At 39.5% G+C, this 24994-nt stretch carries 22 protein-coding genes; 4 read left to right on the top strand and 18 right to left on the bottom strand.

Annotated elements, in window-relative coordinates:
• Positions 1 to 29 precede the first annotated feature (29 nt).
• Both AB1Z56_RS25210 and AB1Z56_RS25215 read left to right on the top strand, forming a co-directional pair.
• Positions 30 to 2069: an energy transducer TonB gene (locus AB1Z56_RS25210; protein ID WP_309364393.1), complete on the top strand. Its 2040-nt coding sequence runs from the start codon at positions 30 to 32 to the stop codon at positions 2067 to 2069.
• A 12-nt stretch (positions 2070 to 2081) separates the two neighbouring features.
• Positions 2082 to 2978 (top strand): hypothetical protein, encoded by an 897-nt coding sequence (locus AB1Z56_RS25215; protein ID WP_426790449.1) that lies wholly within the window; start codon positions 2082 to 2084, stop codon positions 2976 to 2978.
• A gap of 22 nt (positions 2979 to 3000) precedes the next feature.
• On the opposite strand, the gene AB1Z56_RS25220 is transcribed toward AB1Z56_RS25215, so the two are convergent.
• From AB1Z56_RS25220 to AB1Z56_RS25275, 12 genes are all read right to left on the bottom strand, one after another.
• Positions 3001 to 3291, bottom strand: coding sequence for a chaperone modulator CbpM (locus AB1Z56_RS25220; protein WP_088160304.1), 291 nt, complete (start codon positions 3289 to 3291; stop codon positions 3001 to 3003).
• 4 nt (positions 3292 to 3295) lie between these two features.
• Positions 3296 to 4228 (bottom strand): J domain-containing protein, encoded by a 933-nt coding sequence (locus AB1Z56_RS25225; protein ID WP_309364388.1) that lies wholly within the window; start codon positions 4226 to 4228, stop codon positions 3296 to 3298.
• Positions 4229 to 4383: 155 nt separating this feature from the next.
• Complete coding sequence (locus tag AB1Z56_RS25230) at positions 4384 to 5958, bottom strand: M28 family peptidase (RefSeq protein ID WP_426790450.1); 1575 nt, start codon at positions 5956 to 5958, stop codon at positions 4384 to 4386.
• Positions 5959 to 6138: 180 nt separating this feature from the next.
• Entirely contained in the window at positions 6139 to 6585 is a 447-nt protein-coding gene (gene rpiB / locus AB1Z56_RS25235; protein ID WP_309364384.1) for a ribose 5-phosphate isomerase B, read from the bottom strand.
• 12 nt (positions 6586 to 6597) lie between these two features.
• Positions 6598 to 7458 carry a twin-arginine translocase subunit TatC gene (gene tatC / locus AB1Z56_RS25240; protein ID WP_309364382.1) on the bottom strand — a complete coding sequence of 287 codons (861 nt, stop codon included), beginning with the start codon at positions 7456 to 7458 and terminating at the stop codon, positions 6598 to 6600.
• Between the two features lie 76 nt (positions 7459 to 7534).
• Positions 7535 to 8890: an acetyl-CoA carboxylase biotin carboxylase subunit gene (gene accC / locus AB1Z56_RS25245; RefSeq protein WP_309364380.1), complete on the bottom strand. Its 1356-nt coding sequence runs from the start codon at positions 8888 to 8890 to the stop codon at positions 7535 to 7537.
• Between the two features lie 73 nt (positions 8891 to 8963).
• A complete protein-coding gene (gene accB / locus AB1Z56_RS25250; RefSeq protein WP_309364379.1) occupies positions 8964 to 9443 on the bottom strand; it encodes an acetyl-CoA carboxylase biotin carboxyl carrier protein in 480 nt (159 codons plus the stop codon).
• Positions 9444 to 9517: 74 nt separating this feature from the next.
• The gene (locus tag AB1Z56_RS25255) at positions 9518 to 10507 is read right to left on the bottom strand and encodes a beta-ketoacyl-ACP synthase III (RefSeq protein ID WP_046672271.1); all 990 of its coding nucleotides are present in this window, start codon (positions 10505 to 10507) and stop codon (positions 9518 to 9520) included.
• Positions 10508 to 10514: 7 nt separating this feature from the next.
• Positions 10515 to 11453 (bottom strand): phosphate acyltransferase PlsX, encoded by a 939-nt coding sequence (gene plsX / locus AB1Z56_RS25260; protein WP_046672270.1) that lies wholly within the window; start codon positions 11451 to 11453, stop codon positions 10515 to 10517.
• Positions 11454 to 11559: 106 nt separating this feature from the next.
• Positions 11560 to 11751 (bottom strand): 50S ribosomal protein L32, encoded by a 192-nt coding sequence (gene rpmF / locus AB1Z56_RS25265; RefSeq protein ID WP_046672269.1) that lies wholly within the window; start codon positions 11749 to 11751, stop codon positions 11560 to 11562.
• A gap of 14 nt (positions 11752 to 11765) precedes the next feature.
• A complete protein-coding gene (locus tag AB1Z56_RS25270) occupies positions 11766 to 12302 on the bottom strand; it encodes a YceD family protein (protein ID WP_046672268.1) in 537 nt (178 codons plus the stop codon).
• A gap of 102 nt (positions 12303 to 12404) precedes the next feature.
• Positions 12405 to 13055: an epoxyqueuosine reductase QueH gene (locus AB1Z56_RS25275; RefSeq protein WP_293904930.1), complete on the bottom strand. Its 651-nt coding sequence runs from the start codon at positions 13053 to 13055 to the stop codon at positions 12405 to 12407.
• Positions 13056 to 13233: 178 nt separating this feature from the next.
• On the opposite strand from AB1Z56_RS25275, the gene AB1Z56_RS25280 reads away from it, so the two are divergent.
• A complete protein-coding gene (locus AB1Z56_RS25280; RefSeq protein ID WP_426790451.1) occupies positions 13234 to 14400 on the top strand; it encodes a hypothetical protein in 1167 nt (388 codons plus the stop codon).
• Positions 14401 to 14408: 8 nt separating this feature from the next.
• On the opposite strand, the gene AB1Z56_RS25285 is transcribed toward AB1Z56_RS25280, so the two are convergent.
• The 6 genes from AB1Z56_RS25285 to AB1Z56_RS25310 form a co-directional block, all read right to left on the bottom strand.
• The gene (locus AB1Z56_RS25285) at positions 14409 to 15257 is read right to left on the bottom strand and encodes a transglutaminase-like domain-containing protein (RefSeq protein WP_309364373.1); all 849 of its coding nucleotides are present in this window, start codon (positions 15255 to 15257) and stop codon (positions 14409 to 14411) included.
• 100 nt (positions 15258 to 15357) lie between these two features.
• The gene (locus tag AB1Z56_RS25290; protein WP_309364371.1) at positions 15358 to 16017 is read right to left on the bottom strand and encodes an ABC transporter ATP-binding protein; all 660 of its coding nucleotides are present in this window, start codon (positions 16015 to 16017) and stop codon (positions 15358 to 15360) included.
• Positions 16018 to 16120: 103 nt separating this feature from the next.
• The gene (locus AB1Z56_RS25295; protein WP_426790452.1) at positions 16121 to 18514 is read right to left on the bottom strand and encodes an FtsX-like permease family protein; all 2394 of its coding nucleotides are present in this window, start codon (positions 18512 to 18514) and stop codon (positions 16121 to 16123) included.
• A gap of 182 nt (positions 18515 to 18696) precedes the next feature.
• Entirely contained in the window at positions 18697 to 21144 is a 2448-nt protein-coding gene (locus AB1Z56_RS25300) for an ABC transporter permease (protein ID WP_426790453.1), read from the bottom strand.
• A gap of 27 nt (positions 21145 to 21171) precedes the next feature.
• Positions 21172 to 23613 carry an ABC transporter permease gene (locus AB1Z56_RS25305; protein WP_426790454.1) on the bottom strand — a complete coding sequence of 814 codons (2442 nt, stop codon included), beginning with the start codon at positions 23611 to 23613 and terminating at the stop codon, positions 21172 to 21174.
• Between the two features lie 204 nt (positions 23614 to 23817).
• Entirely contained in the window at positions 23818 to 24042 is a 225-nt protein-coding gene (locus AB1Z56_RS25310) for a helix-turn-helix domain-containing protein (protein WP_070566237.1), read from the bottom strand.
• A gap of 196 nt (positions 24043 to 24238) precedes the next feature.
• On the opposite strand from AB1Z56_RS25310, the gene AB1Z56_RS25315 reads away from it, so the two are divergent.
• Complete coding sequence (locus AB1Z56_RS25315) at positions 24239 to 24862, top strand: hypothetical protein (protein ID WP_313268239.1); 624 nt, start codon at positions 24239 to 24241, stop codon at positions 24860 to 24862.
• The last annotated feature ends 132 nt before the right edge of the window (positions 24863 to 24994 follow it).

Here is a 24994-nt window from a genome sequence, read left to right on the forward strand (position 1 = left end):
CAGCAACCACCTCTTATAAACTTTTGATTATGATTTACTTATTGATTGTCAATGTTTCATTGATTATCAGCCTTGCGCTCTATAGGTTGATATTTCGTAAACTCACTTTTTTCCAATGGAACCGTGTCTATCTGATCGGAATGATATTATTCTCGCTTTTGGCACCAATCGGGATTTTTATTGAATTGCCGAAAGCCCAGGTGAACGCATATTCAATACCAGTGGTGGATCTGAGTGGGTATATGGATATCGCTATCAGCAGTCCAAAGGAACAGCCTATTTACTTGATTGATATCTTGACCTATGTGTATTGGATAGGGGTTGGGGTAGCCAGTGCATCGCTGCTATTTCGGGTCATACAGCTGCTTCGCGCATTGCGCCATGAACATCATTATCTAAGTTTTTCATTTTTCAATAAAATCGTCATTGGCGGGTCTATCAGAGACAGGGGAAGTATCGAACATCATGAGCGCGTTCATGTCGATCAGGGTCACTCATACGATTTGCTTTTGATGGAGCTGTTGAAAATTTTCAACTGGTTTAATCCGATTTTATATTTCTTTCAAAAAGAGTTAAAGTTTCAGCATGAATGTATTGCCGACGAAATCTGTTCGACAGACAAGGTGGCTTATGCGGAAATGCTGGTCGCCCATGCGCTACAAGCAGACCATCTGTCACTGGCACATGAGTTTTCTAATCATTCGTTTTTAAAGAAGAGAATTATGATGTTATTTAAGAATAAATCAACAGGGAAACATAAGTTTTTATATGTAACCGTTCTACCTATGCTTTTGGTGGTAGGAGCTTCGACCCTTGTATTTAATACGAGTCGGGCAAAAGATCTTGTTATCGATGTGGAAAGTTCGATTAATCAGGTAGAAATTTCAGTTGTAAAAGAGGTGCCCACAGACGTTGAAAGGTTATTGGCAGAAAATCAGGTAGCTGAATCGAAATGGAATGCTCCAACTATACCTGCGCAATTTGAATCAGGGGATAAGGTTATATCAAGCCGTGATGCTGGTGAGTTGGTCCAGCTAGATAAAATAAATCTTGGTATCGATACAATCTGTTCGAATCCAGAAGTTTTTGCTATGCCAGTTGGCGGAATGAGAGCATTCATGGAGTGGGTTGGGAACAATTTTGATTATCCGAAAGCAGCATTGGAAAATAAAGTAAAGGGCACTATTGAGGTTTTATTTGTTGTAGAAAAGGACGGAAGCCTATCGGATTTTAGAATCGGAAAAGATTTGGGCCATGGTACACGGGAGGCTACACTGAAACTAATGGAAAGTGCCAGTAAGTGGAAGCCTGGGATAAAGGCAGGGAAAGCGGTTCGTACAATCTTTATGTTACCTATCCGTTTAAACTTGACTCAGGAAGAAGACAAGTCGACCAAAGCAAAAAAAGCAGTTGCGACACCTAAGCTTGGTGTAGATGGCTTGAGTAGCTGGTTTGCCCAGAATTTTAAAATGCCGCGGAAAATATCTGGTCAAGACCTCGATCCCGTGATTGAAAGTTACTTCATTATTAATCCCGATGGTACAATAAAATCTTTAAAAATCAGGACGGATCTTGACAAACGGTTTATTGATCAAGCGACCAAATTATTGTCGCAGTCAAAATGGGAGCCTGCGCTGGAGGATGGCAATCCAGTTGAATCAAAAGCTGCCTTCTATTATAAATTTGCCCCTGATGGTGGTTATGTGAAAAATTATACTCGCGTTGATGTAACATCGCAACCTATTGGAGGGATGACCGCATTACGTGACTATGTCATGAAGAATTTTAATCCAAATTCGACGGGTGAAGACGGGAATGTTGTTGTGCAATTTGTGGTCGAAAAAAATGGTCAACTCAATGATTTTAAAATAGTCAGTACGCCCAATACGAAGGCCGGGGATGAGTTAATCCGCTTATTGCGGGTCGGAGCGAAATGGAAACCGGGTATTCTCGATGGCAGCCCAGTTAGAAATCAATACGAGCTGACATTAAGGGTAATGAAGGTGAATAGCAATTTTTATGATGTTTACCGTTGGGAAGGATTAAAAATGCAGAATTTAAAATCGTAGAAGAGCGTCCGGATGTTTAAAAAAGAAAGAACCTTATTTCTGTTTATTGCGCTGTTGCTGTGTTCTATACTGTCGTCCTGTAAGTCCTATCAAGTGGTCCCCAATGGATTTGCTGTTGAAGGAGATGAATATTTTGTTAATATCAACAAAGAGCTTACCGTATTCCTAGGAGATGATATTATGGAAAGCAGAAATTGGCAAGGTAGCGAGGGGCCAATTAATGCACATCAGGTTAACCGTAGGTTTCGGAAAGTCCTGCGTCACCTGCAGTATTCGGACACCGCTTATCAGGTGCTATTTTCTGGACATTTGGAAGGGAAATATCGTTATGACATGCTTGCTGTAGTCAACAATTCGCCAAATGTAAAAGGAAAGAAAAACCATCTGCTTGATTTAAGTTCTTTTCAACGTGAGCAAAATAAAGAAGGACGATATTTCTATACGACGACAACCTTTAAAGGACAAAAACTACTTCATTTTGTAATTCCATTTAATGGTCGTCTCTGGCAAGAGAAAATGGTATCGTTGATCTTTCTTCTCCCTGAGGATTTTACCGACATCGCATGGGCGAAAGATGTTGTGATGTCTAATGTCGCTATGTATCGAGATCGCTATAAATTTACACCGAGTAGGACTGAGATTTTATGCCCAGATGATGGTAGCAGCCGTTCGCATTTGGATTATAAAATCCCTGAAGAAAAGGTGAATAAAACTGGCTATATGTTAATGAAAGCCTATGGCGAGGTTGACGGAGAACGGAAACTTGTTGTTTACCGCGTGATGAAGCCCGGGGATTTTTATGGGTCTTTTGTGACCTGTAAAGGGGATTACGAGATTCTGTATACCACATTGCAAGATAAGATTGTTTGGCAGACCAAGGTGAATACAGAACGGGATGTCAAATTCTAAAGAATAAATTAAAAGCCTTGGATCAATAATCCAGGGCTTTTAATTTATTCTTTAGATGCAAAATTTCATTTTGGAGCTGTTCAACTTTTTCCAATAGGTGGCTAGCAACCTGAATTCCTGCAGGATTTACTTCAAGGTCATAGTATAGATTTGAAAAACGCTCTAATTTTTGGAGCTCCTCTTCATCAATATATTGTTCTTCTTGTTGAATGACAATATGTATGAGTCCGTATTCCTCCATGGATTGCAGAAATGTTGTTTCAACCTTTCTGGACTGGCAGAAGTCGATGACTTTAATGAGTGTAGTTTCCATAAGATTATTGTTTTAAATCCTTCAACTGTTGGAACAATGTCTTTTCTTCGGCAGACAGATTATTGGGCATTTGGATATTCAATGTGACATACAGATCGCCAAATTCACCTTCTTTGCGATACAAGGGGAATCCTTTTCCTTTAAGTCGCATCTTTGCGCCATTTTGACTTTCGGCTTTAATCTTCAGTTTAACTTTTCCGCCGAATGTATCTAAGGTCACTTCGCCGCCTAGAATAGCTGTATAGAGGTCGACATCAAGTGTCGTGTATAAGTCATTCCCCTGACGTTTAAAACGGGCATCAGGTGTGATGTTGATAGTGATATAGAGATCTCCTTTTGGACCTCCGTTGATGCCCTCACTGCCGTAACCTTTCAATTTGATTTTTTGACCGTCCTCCACTCCAGCATGAATCGTGATGCGGATACTTTTTCCATTGATATTAAAAGTCTGTTGATGTGTCGTGTAAGCCTCTTGTAAGGTTAAGCTGAGTTCAGCATTAAAGTCCTGTCCACGAAATGTACTTTGGCGGCCTCCCCCGCGTCTACTGCCAAACATCTGTTCGAAGAAATCCGAGAATTGCCCATCATCAAAGTTTCCAGTGTACTCATGGGAACCACCACTACCAAATGGATTTCCTCCAGCGCCGAATGGATTTCCTCCGGTAGATTGGGACTGGCGATATTGTTGTTGCGCTTTTTCATATTCCTCTCCATGTTGCCAATGTTCACCATATTGGTCATATTTTTTGCGCTTTTCGGGATCGGATAGTACTTCATTTGCCTCATTAATCTCCTGAAATCGCTGTTTGGCCTCATTGTCATTGGGGTTGACATCAGGGTGATATTTACGGGCTAGTTTTCGATATGCTTTTTTGATCTCATCAGCTGAAGCCGTTTTATCAATGCCAAGCACTTTATAGTAATCTACAAAAGCCATAAATTATACTTGTTTTGTATTAAAGATAACAATAATTGTGGACAAAAAGTTTATTCTATAGGTCATTTTACCGCATAAAAAAAGCAAGTAAACAATCATTTACTTGCTTTTTTATACAGTATAAAGTAATCCTTTTTACAAGCGATAATTTGACCTTACTCTTTATTATTGTCAACCACCAGGCGATTTTCCCGATTGGCTATTTGCCATGCTGTGTAAAATGCAAGCTTTTCACGTTTTACCATTAATGGAAAGTCGATTTTATCATAGGTGTCCGCAGGAGTGTGGTAGTCTGGATGTAGCCCCGAAAAATAAAACACAGACGGTATCCCTTTCTTTGCAAAGTTATAATGATCTGAGCGGTAGTACAGGCGCATAGGATCCTTTGGATTGTCATACATATAGTCAATCTCCATTTTCGTATGCTTTTCATTCTCATTTTTATTGATCTGATATAACTCCGAGCTCAATTTATCTGAACCAATTGCATGGATGTAATCGTGATTGCCTTTGAGATGCTTGTCGTCGATGCGGCCGATCATATCAATATTAATGCATGCAACGGTATTTTTCAATGGGAATATTGGATTTTCCGTATAGAACTTGGAACCTAGTAAGCCTTTTTCTTCTGCAGCATAGGTGATGAACAAAATACTGCGTCTTGGGCCATTTCCAGTTGACTTTGCTTTTGAAAAAGCACGTGCCAACTCAAGGACAGCCGTTGTACCAGAGGCATTGTCATCGGCACCAAAGAAGATATTTCCCTTTGAATCCATTCCATCGTGGTCATAATGACCGCCAATCACAACGATTTCATCTTTTTTATCCGTTCCTTCCAGGTAGCCAAGAATATTTGGATCAGCTAAGGGAGCTGCATTGGTGCCAAACTCAGCTTTGAAATTTGTTGGAATTATAAAGGAATTCGGTTGACCTGAACGGTTTATCTTTGAAACAACGGCGGCAAGGTTAGTTCTCGCGAGGTTTAAAATATAATTAGCAGCATGATCTGTAATGTTGACTACAGGGATCATCGCAGTCTTCTCTGGCGCCGGTTGGTCCACAGCTAAATTATAGCGACCTTCTGTAGCACGGTCTCCAGCATCCTCTAAAAGTTGGGACAGCTGACTATTGATCGCCAGTACCATTTTGGGACTGTATTTGAGGACCTCTTTGACTTTTTTATTTCTGGCCGTCGCCCAGTCGGAAGCTGTCTTTTTGTTGGTAATCCATGAATTCCCTTTCTCATCTGTTGGTTCATTCTCATTGATCAGCATAACAATCTTATTGTGAAGATCCATGCCAGCAATATCCGAATACTTAGGATCATCAATGCCATAACCAATAAAGACGATCTCGTTACTCTCGAAGAACTTATTTTCATTATTTCCAATGACAAAAATATCCTTACCATGCTGGAACGGTCTATCGTTAATGCTAAATTGCTTTACCTTGAAACTGTTGCGGATTAACTGCAGCGGTTGGAAATAGGATCCATTGACGGGTGCACTTAGACCATATTTTTTGAATTCATTGGCGATATATTCTGCTGCCAGGCGCCCACCTTTCTGGCCTGTTCCTCGGCCTTCAAAATCGACAGAAGCTAAAGTGCGCAGATGCTTCTGCGTTGACTCTATTGTGATTTCATCTGCGTATTTACTGTTTACGTCCTGTGCTTTTGCGCAGCTCATCAGCGAGCATGCGATCCAAAGCAAGTTGTATATCTTCTTCATTGTTTATTTTTTGCTAGTGCGACTTTTAACGCTTTATTTTTATAATTCTAATTGACCCGATCAACGGAGTATCATCTCCTTGATTGATGTAGCAGGGATCAGTATCTGCACAATATATAAAAAAAAGCGGATGAAAAGTGTCATTTACTTTTCATCCGCTTCTTAAAATATGTTAATTTATTAACAGCTACAAGCTATTTTGTTTACGCGATTAGCGTGACGGCCACCTTCAAATTCGGTGCTCATAAATGTGTTAACGATCTTTTTAGCAAGGTCAAGGTCGATAAAACGTGCAGGTATACATACAACGTTCGCATCGTTATGTTGACGGGCTAAAGCCGAAATTTCCTCCAACCAACAGATAGCAGCACGGATATTTTGGTGTTTATTAGCTGTGATAGCAACACCATTTGCACTTCCACAAATTAAGACTCCGGCATCAGCTGCTTTGTTTTCTACCGCTGATGCAACTGGGTGTGCGAAATCTGGATAATCAACCGAATCTGGAGAGTTTGTTCCAAAATCTGTTACTTCATATCCCAGTTCATTTAGAAAGCTTACCAAAGCTGTCTTGTACTCAAAACCGGCATGGTCACTTCCAATCGCAATTTTCTTTACGCTGCTCATTTTATTGTTATTTTATTTTTCTTGTGCTAATTTTTTTCTTTTGACATCGGCCGAAACCATGATACTTATCTCATATAATAAGAACATTGGTGCTGCAACGGTCAACATGGTGATGATATCCGCAGAAGGAGTAATGACAGCTGCTATCACTAGAATAATTACAGTTGCATAACGGCGGCTGGCCCGCATAAACTCAGGGGTCATAATGCCTATTTTCGAGAGAATAAATACCAGTATCGGGAGTAGGAAAACAATCCCACAACCTAATGTTAATGTTGAAATAGTTGAGAGGTAATTATCGATGGTAATCTGATTGACGATCTCATCACTTAAGGATACATTGGCCAGAAAGTTGATGGATAGGGGTACAACGATATAGTATCCAAAAAGTGCACCTAAAATAAACAATATGGAAGCGTAAAATACAAAGCCACGTGCAGAACGTCTCTCCACGTCGGTCAATGCCGGTTTTACAAATAACCAAATCTCGAAAAGGAGGTAAGGGAAGCCCATCATCAAGGCCATCAATAAACAGGAGTTTATTTGAAGCATAAATTGTCCTGCTAGTTCGGTATTGATGATATTAAAAGGGATTTTCTTCACACAGAAGTCCGCTAAATTGAAAGCGTCTGCTGCCTTGCACATCATGCGGTAGGTCCAAAAGTCTAGATTTTTTGGCCCCATGATGATATCGTTGAACACGAAATCGTAAAATGTAAAAGCAATACCTGCAAAGATACAGATCGCAATTGCTGAACGGACCAGATGCCATCTTAAAACCTCTAGGTGATCAAAAAAGGACATTTCTGCTTCTATATTTTTCCCTTTATCTTTAATAGCTTGTATTAGATCTTTCGAATTAGGTGTACTCATAAAAATTGTTTGGAAACAAAAATACCATTCTTATTGTAAAGAATGGTATTTTTTATGTATGTAAAGATAATTTTATTTAATCTTCTGCTGGATATTCCGTTAGGTCGAAAGTTTCCATAAACTTTGTCGTGAAATTGCCGGCTCTAAAGTTAGGGTCACGCATCAATCTCAAGTGTAAAGGAATGGTTGTTTTGATCCCTTCAATGACGAATTCGCTTAACGCACGTTCCATGGTGCAAATTGCTTCCTCACGTGTTTGTGCAACAGTGATCAATTTAGCAATCATAGAATCATAGTTCGGTGGAATTGAATAACCTGAGTAAACGTGTGTATCTACACGTACACCATGTCCACCTGGTGAGTGGAAGTTGGTGATTTTACCTGGTGAAGGACGGAAATTGTTGAAAGGGTCTTCCGCATTGATACGACATTCAATCGCATGCATTTCTGGTTCATAGTTTTTACCAGAGATCGGAATTCCTGCGGCTACTTTAATTTGTTCTTTGATCAAATCAAAGTTGATTACTTCTTCCGTTACTGGGTGTTCTACTTGGATACGTGTGTTCATTTCCATAAAGTAGAAGTTGCGGTGTTTGTCAACCAAGAATTCGATTGTACCAGCACCCTCATAGTTTACAGCTTTAGCACCTTTGACAGCAGCCTCACCCATTTCAGCTCTCAATTCAGGAGTCATAAAAGGTGATGGAGACTCCTCGATCAATTTTTGGTGACGGCGTTGGATAGAACAGTCACGTTCCGATAAGTGACATACGGTACCGAACTGATCGCCCACAATTTGGAACTCGATGTGACGAGGCTCTTCTACGTATTTTTCAAGGTAGATGCCATCGTTACCGAAAGCCGCAGCAGATTCAACACGTGCAGAATCCCAAGCTGGTTCGAACTCTTCATCTTTCCAAATGATACGCATACCACGACCACCACCACCGGCAGTTGCTTTGATGATAACAGGGTAGCCGATTTCATTCGCTAAGGTAATACCTTCTTTTACGTTTGAGATCAAACCATCCGATCCTGGAACTGTAGGAACACCAGCTTTTTTCATGGTATCCTTAGCACGGGATTTATCACCCATTTTTTCAATCTGTTCTGCAGTAGCACCAATAAATTTGATACCATATTCTGCACAGATTGCTGAAAAGCGTGCGTTTTCCGATAAGAAGCCGTATCCTGGATGAATCGCATCTGCATTTGTCAATTCAGCTGCAGAAATAATATTTGGAATGTTTAAGTAAGAGTCTCTGCTCGGTGGAGGACCAATACAAACTGCTTCATCCGCAAATCTTACGTGTAAACTATCTCTATCAGCAGTCGAATATACTGCAACACTCTTGATACCCATTTCACGACAGGTACGGATAATGCGCAGGGCAATCTCGCCTCTATTTGCAATTAATATTTTTTTGAACATTGTCTTGAATTATGAAGTTTGCAAAAAATGTAGCCCTTTGGAGGCTACATGTATTCATTTACGCAATTGTAAATTACTTAGGCTCAACTAAGAATAATGGTTGGTCGAACTCAACAGGTTGAGCATCTTCTACCAAAATCTTAACGATTTTACCTGAAACTTCAGATTCAATTTCGTTGAATAATTTCATTGCTTCAACGATACATAGTACAGAACCGGTATTGATATCATCACCAATATTAATGAAAGATGGTTTACCGGGACCAGCTGAACGGTAGAATGTACCGATCATTGGTGATTTGATTGTAATCAAGTTTGCGTCAGCGTTTGCTGCTGGTGCTGCAGGGCTAGCTACAGGCGCTGGTGCCGCTGCTTGTGCAACTTGAGGTGCCGCAATTGGAGCAACAGCAGGAACTGTAGCTGTTACGTACGTAGGCTCTTGATTTGTTTTTATTGTAATTTTAAAATCTTGCTCTTCAATTGAGACTTCATTCACACCTGATTTTGAAACGAATTTAATCAAGTCCTGAATTTGTTTGATATCCATACCCATAGTATTCTAGGTTTTGTTTGTTTCTAAAAAATTCTAACTGTCAAAAGTAATAAATTATACCATAAAATGGATAATTAATACGCCCATTTTAAATAGATGGATCCCCAAGTGAAACCACCGCCGAAAGCAGCAAGGATAAGATTATCCCCTTTTTTCAATTGAGATTCCCATTCCCATAAACATAAAGGAATCGTACCACTAGTCGTATTTCCATATTTTTGAATGTTCACCATCACTTTTTCTTCCGGAAGACCCACACGTTCTGCCGTTGCATCAATAATACGCTTGTTGGCCTGATGAGGTACCAACCAAGCAATATCTTCTGACTTTAAGTTATTTTTGACCATAACCTCATGTGCTACATCAGCCATATTGGTTACTGCAAATTTAAACACTGTACGACCTTCTTGATACGCATAGTGTAATCCTGCATCTACAGTTGCATGCGACGCCGGATTCAGAGAACCTCCACCTTTGATATTCAAAAACTGTCCTCCGGAACCATCGGTTTTTAAAATAGCATCTTGTATACCCATTCCTTCTTCATTTGGTTCCAACAATACACAACCACAACCATCACCAAATAGGATACAGGTATTACGGTCTTGATAATTGATGACCGAAGACATTTTATCTGCACCGATAACAAGGACTTTTTTATGTGTACCAGCAGTGATAAATTGTGTTCCTGTATTCAGACCGAACAAGAAACCTGAACAAGCAGCCTGAAGATCAAATCCCCATGCATTTGTAGCTCCGATTTTATCGGCGAGAATATTTGCAGTCGCAGGGAACAGCATATCTGGTGTGCTTGTACAAAAGATAATAAGGTCAATATCTGTAGCAGCTATACCTCTTTTTTTCAATAAACCTTGCACCGCAGGTACAGCAAGATCTGAAGTAGCAAGGCCTTCACCTTTTAAGATGCGACGCTCTTTGATTCCCGTTCTGGAAACAATCCATTCGTCGTTGGTGTCGACCATTGTTTCCAATTCTTTGTTAGTAAGGATATAATCCGGAACGTAACCATTTACAGCCGTGATTGCGGCGTGAATCTTTGACATAAATACTCTAATTGAAAATAGATCTGATGCTGTCAATGAACTTAGACTCGATCATATCTCTTGAAAATAAAACCATATTTTTAATGGCCTCAGGTGTCGAAATACCATGGCCAATAATGACAGGAGCATTAACTCCCAAGATCGGGCTGCCGCCGTACTGCTCGTAGTTGAATCGGTCGAAGAAATCATCTTTAAAACCTTTTTTCAACGTCACTACATAAAATGATTCTGCGAGTTTCAAGACGACGTTGCCTGTAAATCCATCACAGACGTAAACGTCGGCATGGTCACTGAACAGGTCACGGCCTTCTGCATTTCCGATAAAGTTAATCTTGTCGTTGGCTTTAAGTAGGGGGTAGGTAGAGGTTGTTAGGATGTTTCCTTTTTCTTCTTCTTCTCCGATATTCAATAATCCCACTTTAGGGTTGGATACATTAAACACATGTTCGGCAAAGACACTTCCCAAGATTGCAAATTGGTTCAACATCTCTGGTTTACAGTCTGCATTAGCGCCGACGTCCAATAAGATTCCGAAGCCTGATTTTAATTTGGGAACAATGGATGCTATTGCAGGACGTAACACGCCTGGGATAGCTTTAACGCTGAACATTGAGCCCACAAGCATGGCGCCGGTATTACCAGCAGAAGCGAATGAGTCAATTTCTTTGTTTTTTAAATATTCAAATCCCTTCGCAATACTTGAGTTGGGTTTTTGAGTTATTGCTTTGGTTGGATGTTCACCCATTGCAATGACTTCTGGAGCCTCCACATATTCAAAGTCAGATGAATTTCCTCCGGCTTGATTGATTAATTGTTTAGTCTCTTCAGTTTTACCAAAAAGGACTATTTTTTGGTCTCCAGTAAGCTGCTTTTGTGCTTCAATAGCACCTGTTATCGTTGCTTTAGGAGCATAATCTCCTCCTAAAATATCTAAACCAATCTTCATCCGTTATTATTTAGTAAATCAATAATACGCAAAAAACATCCCAAAGTAAAGCAAATTTCTAAAATAGTGCTTGTTTGGGATGTTTTGGTGTTATGAAAGGTTTACCTTAGACAACAGCTGTATTTTCAATGATCAATTTACCGTTGTAGTACAAGTTTCCGTCTACAGTATATGCACGGTGAGGTAAATGAACTGCGCCAGTTTCTTTACATACTGTTAAGCTTGGAGCTTCAGCTTTATAATGTGTTCTTCTTTTGTCTCTTCTTGATTTAGAAGTCTTACGTTTTGGATGTGCCATCTCGTATTCTTGTTTTAGTTATTTTTAATATTTCTCAATGCTTCCCAACGTGGGTCGATAATTTCTTCTTCTTTTTGCTCCTCTGAATCAGGCTCGCTTGTAAATAAGGCAAGCATTTCAGGATCGCATTGTATGCCTTGTCCCTGCTCTTCACATTTTACGATATAGGGAACAGCTAAATTGATGTATTCGTACAGTAACTCAGCTATATCCAACTCATGGTCACTTTTGGATAAGATCAACACCTCTTCGGTATTATCTGTCCAATCTTCATCCGTGAATTTGACTAATATTCGTTCTTGAATTGAAATCGGTGACATAAACTCTTTTAAGCAGGTATCACAAGTCAATTGAATTTCGCCTTGGATATCAAAATGCAAAATCAATAGATTCTCTTGTTTTTGCAATTCAACTTCTGCTTTCAGATTGCCATCTTTTACAATTGAATGTTCGTAGCAGTCAAAGAACTTTTTATTAATGTCAAACTCAAAATTGTGCTTTCCAGCGTTGAGTCCCGAAAAGGGAATTCTGTATTGTTTTAGATGTTTCACAATCTTGCATTTGAGCCTGCAAAGGTATGTATAAAATCATTAGGATAGAAATATTTTTTCAAATATTCCGAAGCAAAGCTTTATATACACCGGTAACAGGGCTTATTCATAATAATTTTTGCCTAACTCTATCTTTTCGCGCCCATTTGCCATACGCCATTTGTTGGTGTCACGTAACGAATAAGCACAACCACAATATTCCTGCATATAGAACTTCTCCTTTTTGGAGACTTCAAGCATACGGGCAGAACCGCCTTTCTTGCGCCAATTGAAGGTCCAATATTCCATTCCTTCATGACGAGAGGCTGCACGTAAACCACAGTCGTTGATCTGTTCCATGTTTTTCCAGCGTGAGATACCCAGTGAACTTGAGATCACATCAAAACCATTGGCAGCAGCATATTCGGCTGTTTTTTCAAAACGCATATCAAAACACATGGTACAACGGATGCCCCTTTCAGGTTCTTGTTCCATTCCTTTAGCGAGCTCAAACCAGTGATCTACATCATAATCCGCGTCGATAAATGGGATATTATGTTTTTCCGCAAATCGGATGTTCTCATCTTTGCGTAAGTCATATTCCTTGCGGGGATGAATATTGGGATTGTAAAAATAAATCGTAAAATCGATATCCGAAGCAATGAGTGCTTCCATCACTTCTCCAGAACAAGGAGCACAGCAGGAGTGTAAAAGTAATTTTTTGCCCTCTCCCGGTAATGCCAAGGTCTCCCTTACAAATTCCTTATTTTCCATAATCGTATGTGCTAACAAAAACAAGGACAATTTTAATCAAAAAGTAGCGAATTGACAAATATTTCCGTTTTACTTGTCGAGGCTTGCCTTTAAAAGAATCATATAAATTCGTTGATATTCTGCATATATTAGTAGATTTGTATGTTTAACGCAATATGCTATTTTTAATAAAAAATATATGAAATTTTCGTTTCAATCCTGTATTATTTTATTCTTTGCCAGTATAATAGGTTTCACTGCCTGTAAGAAATTAGATGATGAACCAAGCAATATTGGACGTATCACGCAGATATCAAGATTATATATCTCTTTCTTGGATTATGATCCGAATAATTCGTCCCTGAAGAATATGATGATTGTTGATCCGGCTGATACCAACAATTTGGATAATATTTATCAGTATCTCTCTCCGGCTAAGGGGGGGGGACCCATTCTTTTTGATGCTAATGCCAAAGCTGTTTTCCAGGCAAGTATTACGGCTCAGGATACCTTTCTACAGGTTATTCCCTTTGCAAATGATATTTATGGAATTCCAGGTACGTCAGGCGCTATAGGATATCGCGGTTTTACGAATGTCAAGGGCTTGGCTTATTATACGTTTTCCCAACAAACTAGTGCTACTTCGGCTACTACAATACCATTTCTTTTGGCGGTTACAACTAATGGGAGCAATAACTCAATGTTGTATGGTGTGAGTACACCTAGTGGAAAGACAGGTTCCAAAGGCGGGGCCCCAATTATTGACAAACAGATTAGTCTCGGAAATATGATAGCTAGTTCATTGACGCTGCTCAATACAGACGATAAGAATGAAAAGTTGGTACTTGTTGGATTTGATAGTGATGAAACAAAGAGTGGAAGCGGCTTTGCAGTTTATTCGACATTAAAACAACAACTAATCGACAAGGCGCGTGATACCATAGTTAACTCTGATAACTTTAAACCTATGATGAGAGTCTATGTCAAGGGTAAAACCAAATTAGGTCCGGTATCTTATGCTCCTAATAAAGGATTATTGGCGGTAACATCGGGTACTGAAGTATTGTTTTTTAAAGATCCAAAAACCTTATTTAGTGGCGCGAAGGATAAAATGAATGTGGAACCGGATTATGTTGTCAGTGGTGCTAATATAGGTTTAGAAAAACCATGGGGGGTAGCCATTGATGACCGTCTCGATGAAGGGAAATTCTTTTATGTTTCTGATCTAACGAATCGTACAATTTCGCGTTTTCCATTGGTTGGTTTAGGAGACGGTAATTTAAAACCTGATATTGCGGCGAAAACCTATGGTTCTCTGAATCCAAATTATATCTTTTTGGACGGCCGGTCTACTCCTAACTTTTAATGGACAGTTTAAGCAAGCAATTCGAACAGTGTTCTGATCTCTTGTTGCTTGCTCGAACTTTCATGCTCCTCGTAGGCTGACATCAGATTTCGCAAAGCGCGCTTAATGATGGTCACATTGTCACAGGGATAGGTAAATTCTCTATCCGGATTGAGGTTCAGTTGCTTCAAAAATGAATTCACATCGCTTTTTTGCATAACCTGCCCACGGTTAAAAGCATTGATGTAAAACAGCACATTTTCATTCCCTTCTTCATCCGAATCCATATACGCCAATACAAAATGCTTCGGTAAATTAATACCGTAGATTGGAATGTCCAATTTTTGTGCAATGATACTATAAATGCAGGATAGGGTTAAGGGATTCCCTTGTTTGGTATCAAGCACTTGACCAATATAGGAATTCTGTGGGTGATGATAGTCCTTTGTATTTCCTGCTAAGCCGAAAGACCCAAAAAGAACATGATTGATTAGGTTCACTTTCTCCAGTGGACTCATGTCGTAATGCAAACCACGCCATACCTCAGTTTTGAGGTCTTCTATCGCCAATACAATCTTGTGATCCTCATAGGAGGGATATTGATAATTATTAAGGATAATTAATCCTTCCAGTAAATTGAATGAGTTGCTCAGGCTCCAGATCTGTAGCTCATTTTTGGTCTGATCAAACTGAATTTCATGAATGATATTCTCTAGTCGCCCCTGTATCCTGGGATCGAAGCTTGATTCCCAAAATCTTTCCAAATAGGGTACAATCTCAGGACCTTGGCTTTTTAATTGGTGTTCCACTTCCTGAATAATCTGTTGGTCGGTGTCGTCCAACAGGGATATTAGCGATTTCAACTCTCTCTCATTCATCCTAACGAAGTTAAAAAATTGATTTGAGAAATGAGATAAAAAAATCCCTACTGCAATGTATGTGTCGCGTAGGGATTATCCAGGTTAAATTGGCATACAATTATTTGAGCTGGCCATCCAGCATATTGACAACTCTTTTTCCATATTCGGCATTCTTTTCAGAATGCGTTACTTGTATGATTGTAACGCCATCATCGTTGAGCTGTTTGAATAAATCCATGATTTCTTCACCTTGTTTGGAATTTAAGTTACCCGTAGGCTCATCGGCCAGCAATAACTTGGGTGATCCAGCCAATGCACGCGCTATACCTACAATCTGTTGCTGACCACCGGATAACTGGGCCGGGAAGAGATCCTTCTTTCCGACAATACCAAAGCGATCTAGCATATCGGCAACAATAGCTTTTCTTTCTTTGCTCGAAATGTCTTTATAGATCAAGGGGGTTTCGATATTTTCATATACGGTCAATTCATCTAGCAGATGGTAAGCTTGAAATACATAGCCTATGTGGGATTGGTATAATTGCGTTCTTTTCTTTGCTTTCATTTCCAATACATTCTCGCCCATAAAGATATATTGACCTTCATCAGGTTCATCAAGCATACCGATAATATTTAATAAAGTTGATTTTCCAGATCCTGAGGGTCCCATGATGGAGATAAAATCACCTTCAGCGATATCGAGACTTACATCTTTAAGGACGAATGAGCGTGTACCACCTACATTATACCACTTGAATAAATTTTTTAATTGTATCATTTTTTAGTATTGAGATCTTAGATATTCTTATTTTATATTTTTATTAGTCATCATAATTATTGTTCGACTGTTGAATAAGGCTCCTCATCGCTCATATTATCTTTTATTCATCACGCAGGCTATCTATTGGATTTGTTTTTGCAACTTTTATAGATTGGAAGCTGATTGAAACTAATATGAGGATAAATATGCAAAATATTGGGATCAAAAACGACCACCAGGATAGCTGAATGTGATAGGCGAAATTGGAAAGCCATTTATTCATGAGTAGATAGGCTATTGGAAGGGCTATGCCGATCCCGACTAAAAAGAGCTTGAAAAATGGTTTGTTCAATTGAATAAAAAGCAGTTGTACCGATGCTCCGAGTACTTTACGGATGCTCATTTCCTTTTTACGTAATGCTGCCTGATACGCTGCCATACTGAATAGCCCTAAAGCCGCGATGATAACTGAAAGGCTTGTGAAACTATTAAAAGCAGTCTGCAATTCTTGCTGTTTTTTATGCTGTAAAGCATATTGCTCATCCATAAAGGAATAATCAAGAGGCAGATCTTTTGCGGTTGGGTTTTTCGCCCATTCTGCTTTGACCGTTTGAATTGCCCGATCGACCATTCCCGATTTTGTTTTGACCATGAGTGTTGCCTGAAAGCGCATAGTACCACATTCACTTTTAAATGAATATATCGTCGGCTGAACTACATTTTCAAAGCCATAAGCTTTACTGTCTTTGACCAGACCAACAATTTCAAAGTTGATGTCACAGCCTTTGATTTTTGCGCCTATGGGGTTTGCAAGCCCTAAATTTTTAGCTGCAGATTCATTGATGACCGCATAGTTGGAAAGAGAGTCACGGAGTAACTGATCCATTGACAGATTGATATTACCCGCTAGATTGGGGATATTTAACGTCTTGAAGTATCCAGGATCAATGCCGACATGTGCCAATGAGAAGTTTTTCTGCGCATGGGAAAATTCCATCTTTGGGGGCTGTTCGCCTTCTCCTGGGATATTTGTCGCCGATGCGGTAGATGCAATACTCGGATCATTTTCTAATCGACGTTTTAGTTGATTGAAGGTGTCTTTATTGTAATACATACCTACACCTTTGAAATTGACAACCTGCGCAGGCTCAAATCCTTTATCCGCCTGCTGCATATAATTTAGCTGTGCTCTGATAACCAGCATGCCCGAGATAAATAGGATGGCCATACTGATCTGGAAAGTTAGCAGTGCGTTTCGAAATGTGCCCTTTTTGAGAATAGAAGTCAGTCCACCTTTTAGGAGATTGACAGATTTGAAACCAGAGAGTACGATAGCTGGGTATATTGCCGATAGAATTGTTGTCAACAGTACGGCAATAGCAAGTTGGGCGATTGTCTCGGAACTCAAAATATAGCCTTTAAGGTCATCATTGAACCATTTTTGGAGGATATTTCCTGTGAGGCCCAAAGTGACGAAACTTAGAATTGCAGCACTGAAAGTTAGGAGAAATACTTCCAGCACCAATTGCCTGATGATCGACCAGCGGGAGCTTCCCAATATTTTTTTGAGTGCAAGTTCCTTAATGCGCTGATCCGCCTGTGCCATAATCATGTTGGCAAAATTGGCAGAGGCAAGTAGGAGAATCAAAACGGAGAGAATACCAATAATCCACGTCATGATATAAGCGGTGTTACTTCCTGTTTTTGGTCGAAGGTGAAGGTTGGCCAATGGGTCCAGATAGATTTTCCCTTTGGCATAACTTGAGGAGCGGATTTTATCTTTTGGTGCAATTTCTTTCTGGTAAAGTACGTTGATGCGATTGGTCAACTTCGGGATATCCGTACCGGGCCGAACCTGAATAAAAGTTTGGTATAAAAAAGGGTTATTATCGGCAAAGAGATCCTGCGGTTCACGGATAAAAAGGAGATCGTAATCAATCATGGACAGACCTTGTTCTTTGATGGTGCCATAAATCGTCTCGTGCACACCTAGAGCAAGGCTTTGAGTTGGAATCGACTGGGGGCTATCAAAATTTAGGTCCTCTTTTTTGAATAGTTGTTCGGCGATATGGCTTTTGACCATGGTCGCATCCTTTTGGTCTTTGTTTTTGTAGAGTGGTCCAGTCGCATTTCTGATGTGAAAGATTCGTGCGGTAGAGGAGTCAATCAGGGCGGCATTTTTAATAAGGACTGTTTTTTCACCAAAAAGGGGGTAACTACCGTAGTTGTAAACTATTTTCCTCCCAGCATAAATGATATCTGGTAAATTTTGCTTTAGCAATGGAGCCAATGAAGGAGACGTTTCGTCCGTAAATGCACCTTCTGCTTCAAGGCCAATTTGGTAGATATCCTTATAATGTGGATTCCATTTATCGTAACTTGTTTCGCGATTGATGTATTGATACGAAAGGATAAAACCTGTAAAACCCAGGGTCAATCCAATAATATTTAAGAAAGTAAAACCTTTATTTTTTAGGAGCTTACGCCAAGCTAGTTTGAAATCATTTTTTGCCATTTTACGCTGGATATGTATGTTTAAACCAATTCGAACTATTTTACCTAATTAAAAAGGCAATCCCCTTGCCATTGTTGTAATTGTTTTGTTATAAGTGTTTTATGTGGTTTTTTTTATTTTCGGATGTCCGATTTCGAACAGTTTACGTCCAGAATCGAACATCCGAAAGTAGCCATTATGCTTTATTCATCACGGAGGCTATTTACCGGATTGGCGCGAATAACCTTCCAAGTTTGATAGCTAATGGTTCCAAATGCAACTAAGATTGCACTTATTCCTGCAAGAGCAAAGTAGAACCAATTTATTTCTATGCGATAATTGAAATCTGTCAGCCATTGATTCATTGCCCACCACGCAACAGGTGTAGCAATGATCAAGGCTACAAACACCAATTTTATAAAGTCTCCTGAGAGTAATTTGAGTAATCGGACGGAACTTGCGCCGAGGACCTTGCGGACACCGATTTCTTTGGTACGTTGCTGGGTCACATAAGTTGCCAGTCCAAAAAGTCCAAGTGCTGCAACAAAAATGGCAACGAAAGCGAAGCAGCTAAAAATATTTTTGGTCCGTTGGACATCTTGATAGAGGTCGGCGAAGCCAGCATCAAGGAAATTGTAGTCGATTTTTTGATTCGGCGAAAACTTATTCCAAACGGTATTAATGTCGGCCAACGTTTTGGCCATGTCTGTCGATTTGGTCTTGATGGAAAGCATGGAAGTGCTATTTGCGAGGGTCATGCAAAGAGGGTAATACCCTTCATCCTTCATCGATTCAAAGATAAAATCGTCGACAACACCGATAATGGTCCATGTCATGCCATTGGTAATTTGTGTACCAATGGGATTTCCTTTAATCCCCAGATCAGCTATCATTCGTTTATTAACAATCGCGCCGGTGCTATCCGATGCGATATGTGGATCGAAGTTTCGGCCCGCTATAAGTTTTAGTCCAAAAGTGGTGAGGTAACTTTCGTCGATATTCCAGAATTGTCCGCCTTCTCCTAATTCGAGATCTTCTTTTCCCTTGGCCCAGAAAAGATTCCCGTTTCTTTTTGCTCCCTCTAACTGGACGGGCAAGTAGTCACTTATGGAGACATCACTAACGGATGGAATAGCTTTCAGTTCATTTTTCAATTCTCTAACCTGAGAAGCAATACCATTTATGCCACGGAGTACAATGACCTGATCTTTGTTGAAGCCAATATCCTTATTGAGCATGAAACTGATTTGCTGATTCGCAATAAGTGCGCTGATCATCAGTATGATGGAAGTCGAAAATTGAAAAATAACCAGCCCATTGCGTAACAACGAAGATTTAGGGTTGGTGACCGATTTGCTCTTCAATGCATTGATCGGTTGAAATCCTGATAAATAGAGTGCCGGGTATAAGCCTGCCAAGGTGCCGATGATCAACATGCTCAAAATCAACGCAGGCACAAAGTATCCTACCGACCAAGGTATAAACAGTGCTTTGTTGGCTAGATTGTTAAATAGTGGTAATAACAGGAAGGCTAATAGCAGTCCGATAAGGAGTGAAATGAGACTGTAACATATCGCTTCAGTCATAAACTGCATAATCAGCGTGCTTCGATTGGATCCAATGGTTTTACGAATTCCTATTTCTTTTGCCCTTGTTGCCGCATTCGCTGTTGATAAGTTGATGAAGTTAATACAGGCGATCAATAGAATAAAAAATGCAATGCCAGCAAATACCCAGACCATTTTGATGTCGCCTTGATATTGTGTTGCTGTGCCATATTCTGAAATATTTTTTGAACGCAGGTGCATATCAAGAGCGTTTTGAAGCAATACGGTTGACTGCATCATTTCGGGGGATATTTTCATCCCATTTTTTTTGTTGAGCAAAATATAATGGTCCTGAATATAGTTTTTTGAAATGCTACGCTGTGCGTTGACAATATCTGTATTCTCCTTAAGTTTTACATAGGTAATGTAATTTGTCGCGCCCCAATTGTTTTGTTCACCCGGATAAAATGGTTCCCCTGCCAGGGATATAAAATAATCATAACCATATAGACTGGAATTGTTCGGAACATCATCGATCACAGCTGTTATGTTGTATACAACATTTTTATTATTGTTGAGATAAATCGTTTGCCCTACAGCATTTCCTTTGAAGTATTTCTGAGCCCTACTTTTGGTAATGACTATCGAATTGGGTTTGTCCAGTGCATGTGATAGCTGTCCTTGTACGACTGGAACCGGAAATATTTCCAAAATGGACTGATCGACATAAACAAACCCTTTATCAAGGTAGTTCTCCGCGCGGCCATTTACAGTAAACAGATTGCTTCCGGCACCAAATAAGGTATTGGGTAAAATGCGCCCGGCTAATTCTACACTGGGGATTTCTTCTTGCAAGGTTTTAGCTGCTGGGGCAGGAAAGGCAAAGGTTTGCCTCACTTTATCACCATCGGGTGCCGAAACGATAAGACGGAAAACACGGTCCATGTCAGGATACATTTTGTCATAACTGGTTTCATGTCGAATGTACAGTACAATAAGAATGCAAATGGCAATACTAAAAGCGAACCCGCCGATCTTGATGATCGAGTAAAGTTTGTTGTTGGCCATATTTCGCCAAGCAATCTTTAAATTATTTCCTATCATAATAAAAGTCTTTTACGGTTTTTGTATTTATTCATCACGCAGACTATCCACAGGATTGGCGCGAATGGCTTTCCAAGTCTGATAGCTGATTGTACCTAAGGCAATTAAAATGGCACTCATACCTGCGAGAATGAAGTATAGCCAATTTATTTCGATTCGATAGTTAAAATCAGTAAGCCATTGGTTCATTGCCCACCACGCAACAGGTGTGGCAATGACCAAGGCTACAAACACCAATTTTATAAAATCTCCAGACAGTAATCGGAGTAATCTGATCGCACTGGCTCCAAGGACCTTACGTACACCAATTTCTTTGGTTCGTTGTTGTGTCACATAAGTTGCGAGACCGAAAAGCCCGAGTGCTGCAACAAAAATGGCAACAAGTGCAAAACACGTGAATATATTCTTGGTCCTTTCCACATCTTGATAAAGGGACTCAAATCCTTCGTCCAAAAAGCTATAGTTAATTTGTTGATTTGGGGCAAATTTGTCCCATACTGCTGTAATATCGGCGAGCGTCTCTTTGAGATGTTGCGGTTTTACCTTAATTGAGAGTAGGGAAGGATTGCCTTGTAATGTCATACAAAGTCCTGCATACCCCTTATCCTTTAACGATTCAAAAATAAAATCATCTACTACGCCAATGACCGTCCATGTATTGCCATTGGTGATTTTCGCACCAATAGGATCTTTCAGATGAAGCTCGTCGGCCAATTTTTGATTGATAATAGCCGAACTGCTATCGGTGGCTCTGGTGGGATCAAAATTTCGCCCTTTATTTAAATGAAGACCGAATGTGTTTAGATAATCCTGATCGATTTCCCAAAATTGGCCCTGTGTAGCCATATCAAGATCTTTTCTGCCATCGACCCAGAACGGATTCCCATTTCGTTTGGCACCATCGATGGGGACTGGAAGAAAATCACCCATGGAAACTGAAGCAACATTGGGGAGACTTTTTAGTTCATTTTTTAAACTTGGAAGCTGTTTCGATAATGTACCAATGCCGCGAAGAACAATGACTTGTTCCTTGTCAAATCCTAAATCTTTGTCCAATATGTAGTTTATCTGTTTATTGGTCACCAATGCGCCAACGATAAGGATAATTGAGGTGGCGAATTGAAAGACAACTAAACTATTCCTAAACAGCGAAGATTTGGAGCCAACGACGTTGTTTTTCAGTGCGGTGATTGGTTTAAATTTGGATAGGTACAGTGCTGGGTAGATCCCGGCAAGGAGACCGATCACCAATATGGCCGCCAAAAGAGAAGGAAAGAAGTATGTCGCTATCCAAGGAATGGTCAAGGATTTGTTGGCTAGATGGTTGAATACGGGTAGTAGTAACCAGCTTAGAAATAACCCAATAATCAGTGACAATACACTATAACAAATTGCTTCAACAAGGAATTGTCCAACAAGCAGCTTCCTGGAGGAGCCAATAGTCTTACGGATACCAATTTCTTTTGCCCTCGTTGCTGCATTTGCTGTCGATAAGTTGATGAAGTTAATACAAGCAATGAACAAAATAAATAAGGCTACTGTTGCGAAGGTCCAAACCATGCGAATATCGCCCCTGTTCAATGTACTGACTTTATCGTCGCTTATATCCGCAGATTTTAAATGCATGTCGAGTGCATTCTGTAAAGTTATTTTTGCCTGCTTGAAAAGCGGATTAAGTTTACGTCCTGATTTTAGATATTCAGGGAGATAATGTATTTCTAAGTAATTCTTTGAAATTTCTTTTTCTGCCAGTGCAATAGATACATTAGGTTTTAATTTGACATAAACGGTATAATTGTTATTGAGCCAAGCTGTCTGTTCGCCTTGATAAAAAGGTTCTCCAGCGAGCGACATAAAAAAACTATAACCGGCAAGGGTCGAATTGTTGGGCATATCTTCAATGACCCCAGTGATGGTATAGGCCTTCGATTTATTGTTGTTGAGATAGATCGTTTGCCCAATTGGATCATTTTTAAAGTATTTTTTGGCTTTGCTTCTGGTAATAACCAATGTGTTGGGCTTATCGAGTGCATGGGACAGCTGACCCGAAACCATTGGCATAGGAAACATGTCGAGAATGGACTGGTCGACATAGACAAATCCATCATCGTAATGGCTATCTGGGCTGTTATTTAATGACAATTGGTTGCTGCCCGCACCGAATAACGGATTAGGTAGGATGCGCCCCGTTTGCTCAATGGAGGGTATTTCTGCTTTTAGGGTTGGCGCTACCGGCGCAGAAAGTGAAACCCAGCGCTCGGTTTTATTCTCAATGGGTAACTGAATGACCAGGCGGTAAATTCTATCCATATCCGGATAAAACTTATTGTAGCTGGTCTCATGTTTGATATATAAAACAATGAGGATGCAGATCGCAATACTAAAGGCAAAGCCACCAATCTTGATGAATGAATACAGCTTGTTTTTTGCCATATTCCGCCAAGCTATTTTGAGATTATTTCCTATCATAGCAGATATTTTTAGCGCCTGAATGACTGATAGTTATAATCAAAACAGACGTTTAAGCTGAAATCAATTGCGTTGCCATTTTGTTAATACATTGATAGTTAGTTTATTGTGTTTAATTTGAAAAACTCGTCTGTACGATATCGAACAGTTGGGCGTTCAGTATCGCACAGACGTTCTAGGCGCCGACGGTAAATAGAGAATTGCTTACTCTTCAATCTCTTTCAGCTGGAGATGATCACATAATTCGAACATCATTTTAGCTGGATCTGTATCAATAGCCAATGCGATCAGGTACATTTCATCCAAACGCAATTTAGCCGTTTCGGTCATCGTTAACTCATTGATTCTTGCCTTACTTAAACCTGTTTTGCGCGCAATTCGCGATTTATTAACGGATTTCTTCTCTAAAAATTCACCTAGTTTTGTCATAATTATAATTTTGTATTCTTTCTCTTTGTATAGATAAATATAGATAATGTTATTTTTATTTATACAAATGTTTTTATTTTTAGAATATTTTCTATTCTTTTGTATTGAAAATCTATATCTTCCAAATGTGTCAATGATGAAAACAGCGAAAATTCAAAAAACAAAAGTATATAAACGAAGGTGCGAAGAGTTAAACATGCAAATATATTATCGTATGCTGTTACAACGTATTTCGCGGCACCTTTCACCCGAAGAAGTTTCTTTTTTAATGGGAAAGTCATTCGATTTTATAAACAAAGTCGAGACATTCAAAAGGAAAAGAATTTTTGTTCATGATTTGGTTGTCATGCAGCTTGTGCTAGAAATAAAGAGTATGAATGAATTGATGCCTTACGGAATTGATTTGTCGTCACAGAAGTATACATATGAATTGCATGTAACTAAATTGGGTGACCGCGTTATTTATGAACTGTATAAAGTTGATGTAGAGCAAGATCAAAAAGTAATCGAATTTAAGTTAATCGATATTCGACATGATCTCGACCCTTATGAAATTTCGACAATAGAAGAAGTAAAAAAGATAAGTACTCTCTTGGATGAGAATATTGATATGGGATATTTTAATGTAGAAAAGAGACCTGACGAAATACACAACTTATGTTGTGCTAAACTAGAAATGAATATACATCCTAAAAACCTGATGAAGGTACTTGAAGATTTGCTCAATCGGTCTGATGAACGCAAAATTATTCGGAAAGCATCTCAATACGGATTCGGTTATATTTTAGCTGCTCCCACGGAGTCGACTGAAAAGAAATAAGCAATTTTTGCTGTCCAACACACGAACAGCTAAAAATTGCTTCAAAGTGCCTAAGCCGTAGGGAACCAATTATAAACTGATCTACACCCAAATTTGGTTAACAATAGATACATAGAACGTCAACGTACCCTA

This window comes from Sphingobacterium sp. WOUb80, assembly GCF_050058145.1.
GTDB lineage: Bacteria > Bacteroidota > Bacteroidia > Sphingobacteriales > Sphingobacteriaceae > Sphingobacterium.

Bases quoted from the DNA above. Each gene is read 5' to 3' on its own strand.
- AB1Z56_RS25285 (WP_309364373.1), bottom strand. From the start codon at position 15,257: ATGAATGAGAGAGAGTTGAAATCGCTAATATCCCTGTTGGACGACACC.
- AB1Z56_RS25210 (WP_309364393.1), top strand. From the start codon at position 30: ATGATTTACTTATTGATTGTCAATGTTTCATTGATTATCAGCCTTGCG.
- AB1Z56_RS25225 (WP_309364388.1), bottom strand. From the start codon at position 4,228: ATGGCTTTTGTAGATTACTATAAAGTGCTTGGCATTGATAAAACGGCT.
- AB1Z56_RS25255 (WP_046672271.1), bottom strand. From the start codon at position 10,507: ATGTCAAAGATTCACGCCGCAATCACGGCTGTAAATGGTTACGTTCCG.
- rpmF (WP_046672269.1), bottom strand. From the start codon at position 11,751: ATGGCACATCCAAAACGTAAGACTTCTAAATCAAGAAGAGACAAAAGA.
- rpiB (WP_309364384.1), bottom strand. From the start codon at position 6,585: ATGAGCAGCGTAAAGAAAATTGCGATTGGAAGTGACCATGCCGGTTTT.
- AB1Z56_RS25230 (WP_426790450.1), bottom strand. From the start codon at position 5,958: ATGAAGAAGATATACAACTTGCTTTGGATCGCATGCTCGCTGATGAGC.
- accC (WP_309364380.1), bottom strand. From the start codon at position 8,890: ATGTTCAAAAAAATATTAATTGCAAATAGAGGCGAGATTGCCCTGCGC.
- AB1Z56_RS25215 (WP_426790449.1), top strand. From the start codon at position 2,082: ATGTTTAAAAAAGAAAGAACCTTATTTCTGTTTATTGCGCTGTTGCTG.
- AB1Z56_RS25310 (WP_070566237.1), bottom strand. From the start codon at position 24,042: ATGACAAAACTAGGTGAATTTTTAGAGAAGAAATCCGTTAATAAATCG.
- AB1Z56_RS25280 (WP_426790451.1), top strand. From the start codon at position 13,234: ATGAAATTTTCGTTTCAATCCTGTATTATTTTATTCTTTGCCAGTATA.
- AB1Z56_RS25315 (WP_313268239.1), top strand. From the start codon at position 24,239: ATGCAAATATATTATCGTATGCTGTTACAACGTATTTCGCGGCACCTT.
- tatC (WP_309364382.1), bottom strand. From the start codon at position 7,458: ATGAGTACACCTAATTCGAAAGATCTAATACAAGCTATTAAAGATAAA.
- accB (WP_309364379.1), bottom strand. From the start codon at position 9,443: ATGGGTATGGATATCAAACAAATTCAGGACTTGATTAAATTCGTTTCA.
- AB1Z56_RS25290 (WP_309364371.1), bottom strand. From the start codon at position 16,017: ATGATACAATTAAAAAATTTATTCAAGTGGTATAATGTAGGTGGTACA.
- AB1Z56_RS25305 (WP_426790454.1), bottom strand. From the start codon at position 23,613: ATGATAGGAAATAATCTCAAAATAGCTTGGCGGAATATGGCAAAAAAC.
- AB1Z56_RS25295 (WP_426790452.1), bottom strand. From the start codon at position 18,514: ATGGCAAAAAATGATTTCAAACTAGCTTGGCGTAAGCTCCTAAAAAAT.
- plsX (WP_046672270.1), bottom strand. From the start codon at position 11,453: ATGAAGATTGGTTTAGATATTTTAGGAGGAGATTATGCTCCTAAAGCA.
- AB1Z56_RS25300 (WP_426790453.1), bottom strand. From the start codon at position 21,144: ATGATAGGAAATAATTTAAAGATTGCTTGGCGAAATATGGCCAACAAC.
- AB1Z56_RS25220 (WP_088160304.1), bottom strand. From the start codon at position 3,291: ATGGAAACTACACTCATTAAAGTCATCGACTTCTGCCAGTCCAGAAAG.
- AB1Z56_RS25275 (WP_293904930.1), bottom strand. From the start codon at position 13,055: ATGGAAAATAAGGAATTTGTAAGGGAGACCTTGGCATTACCGGGAGAG.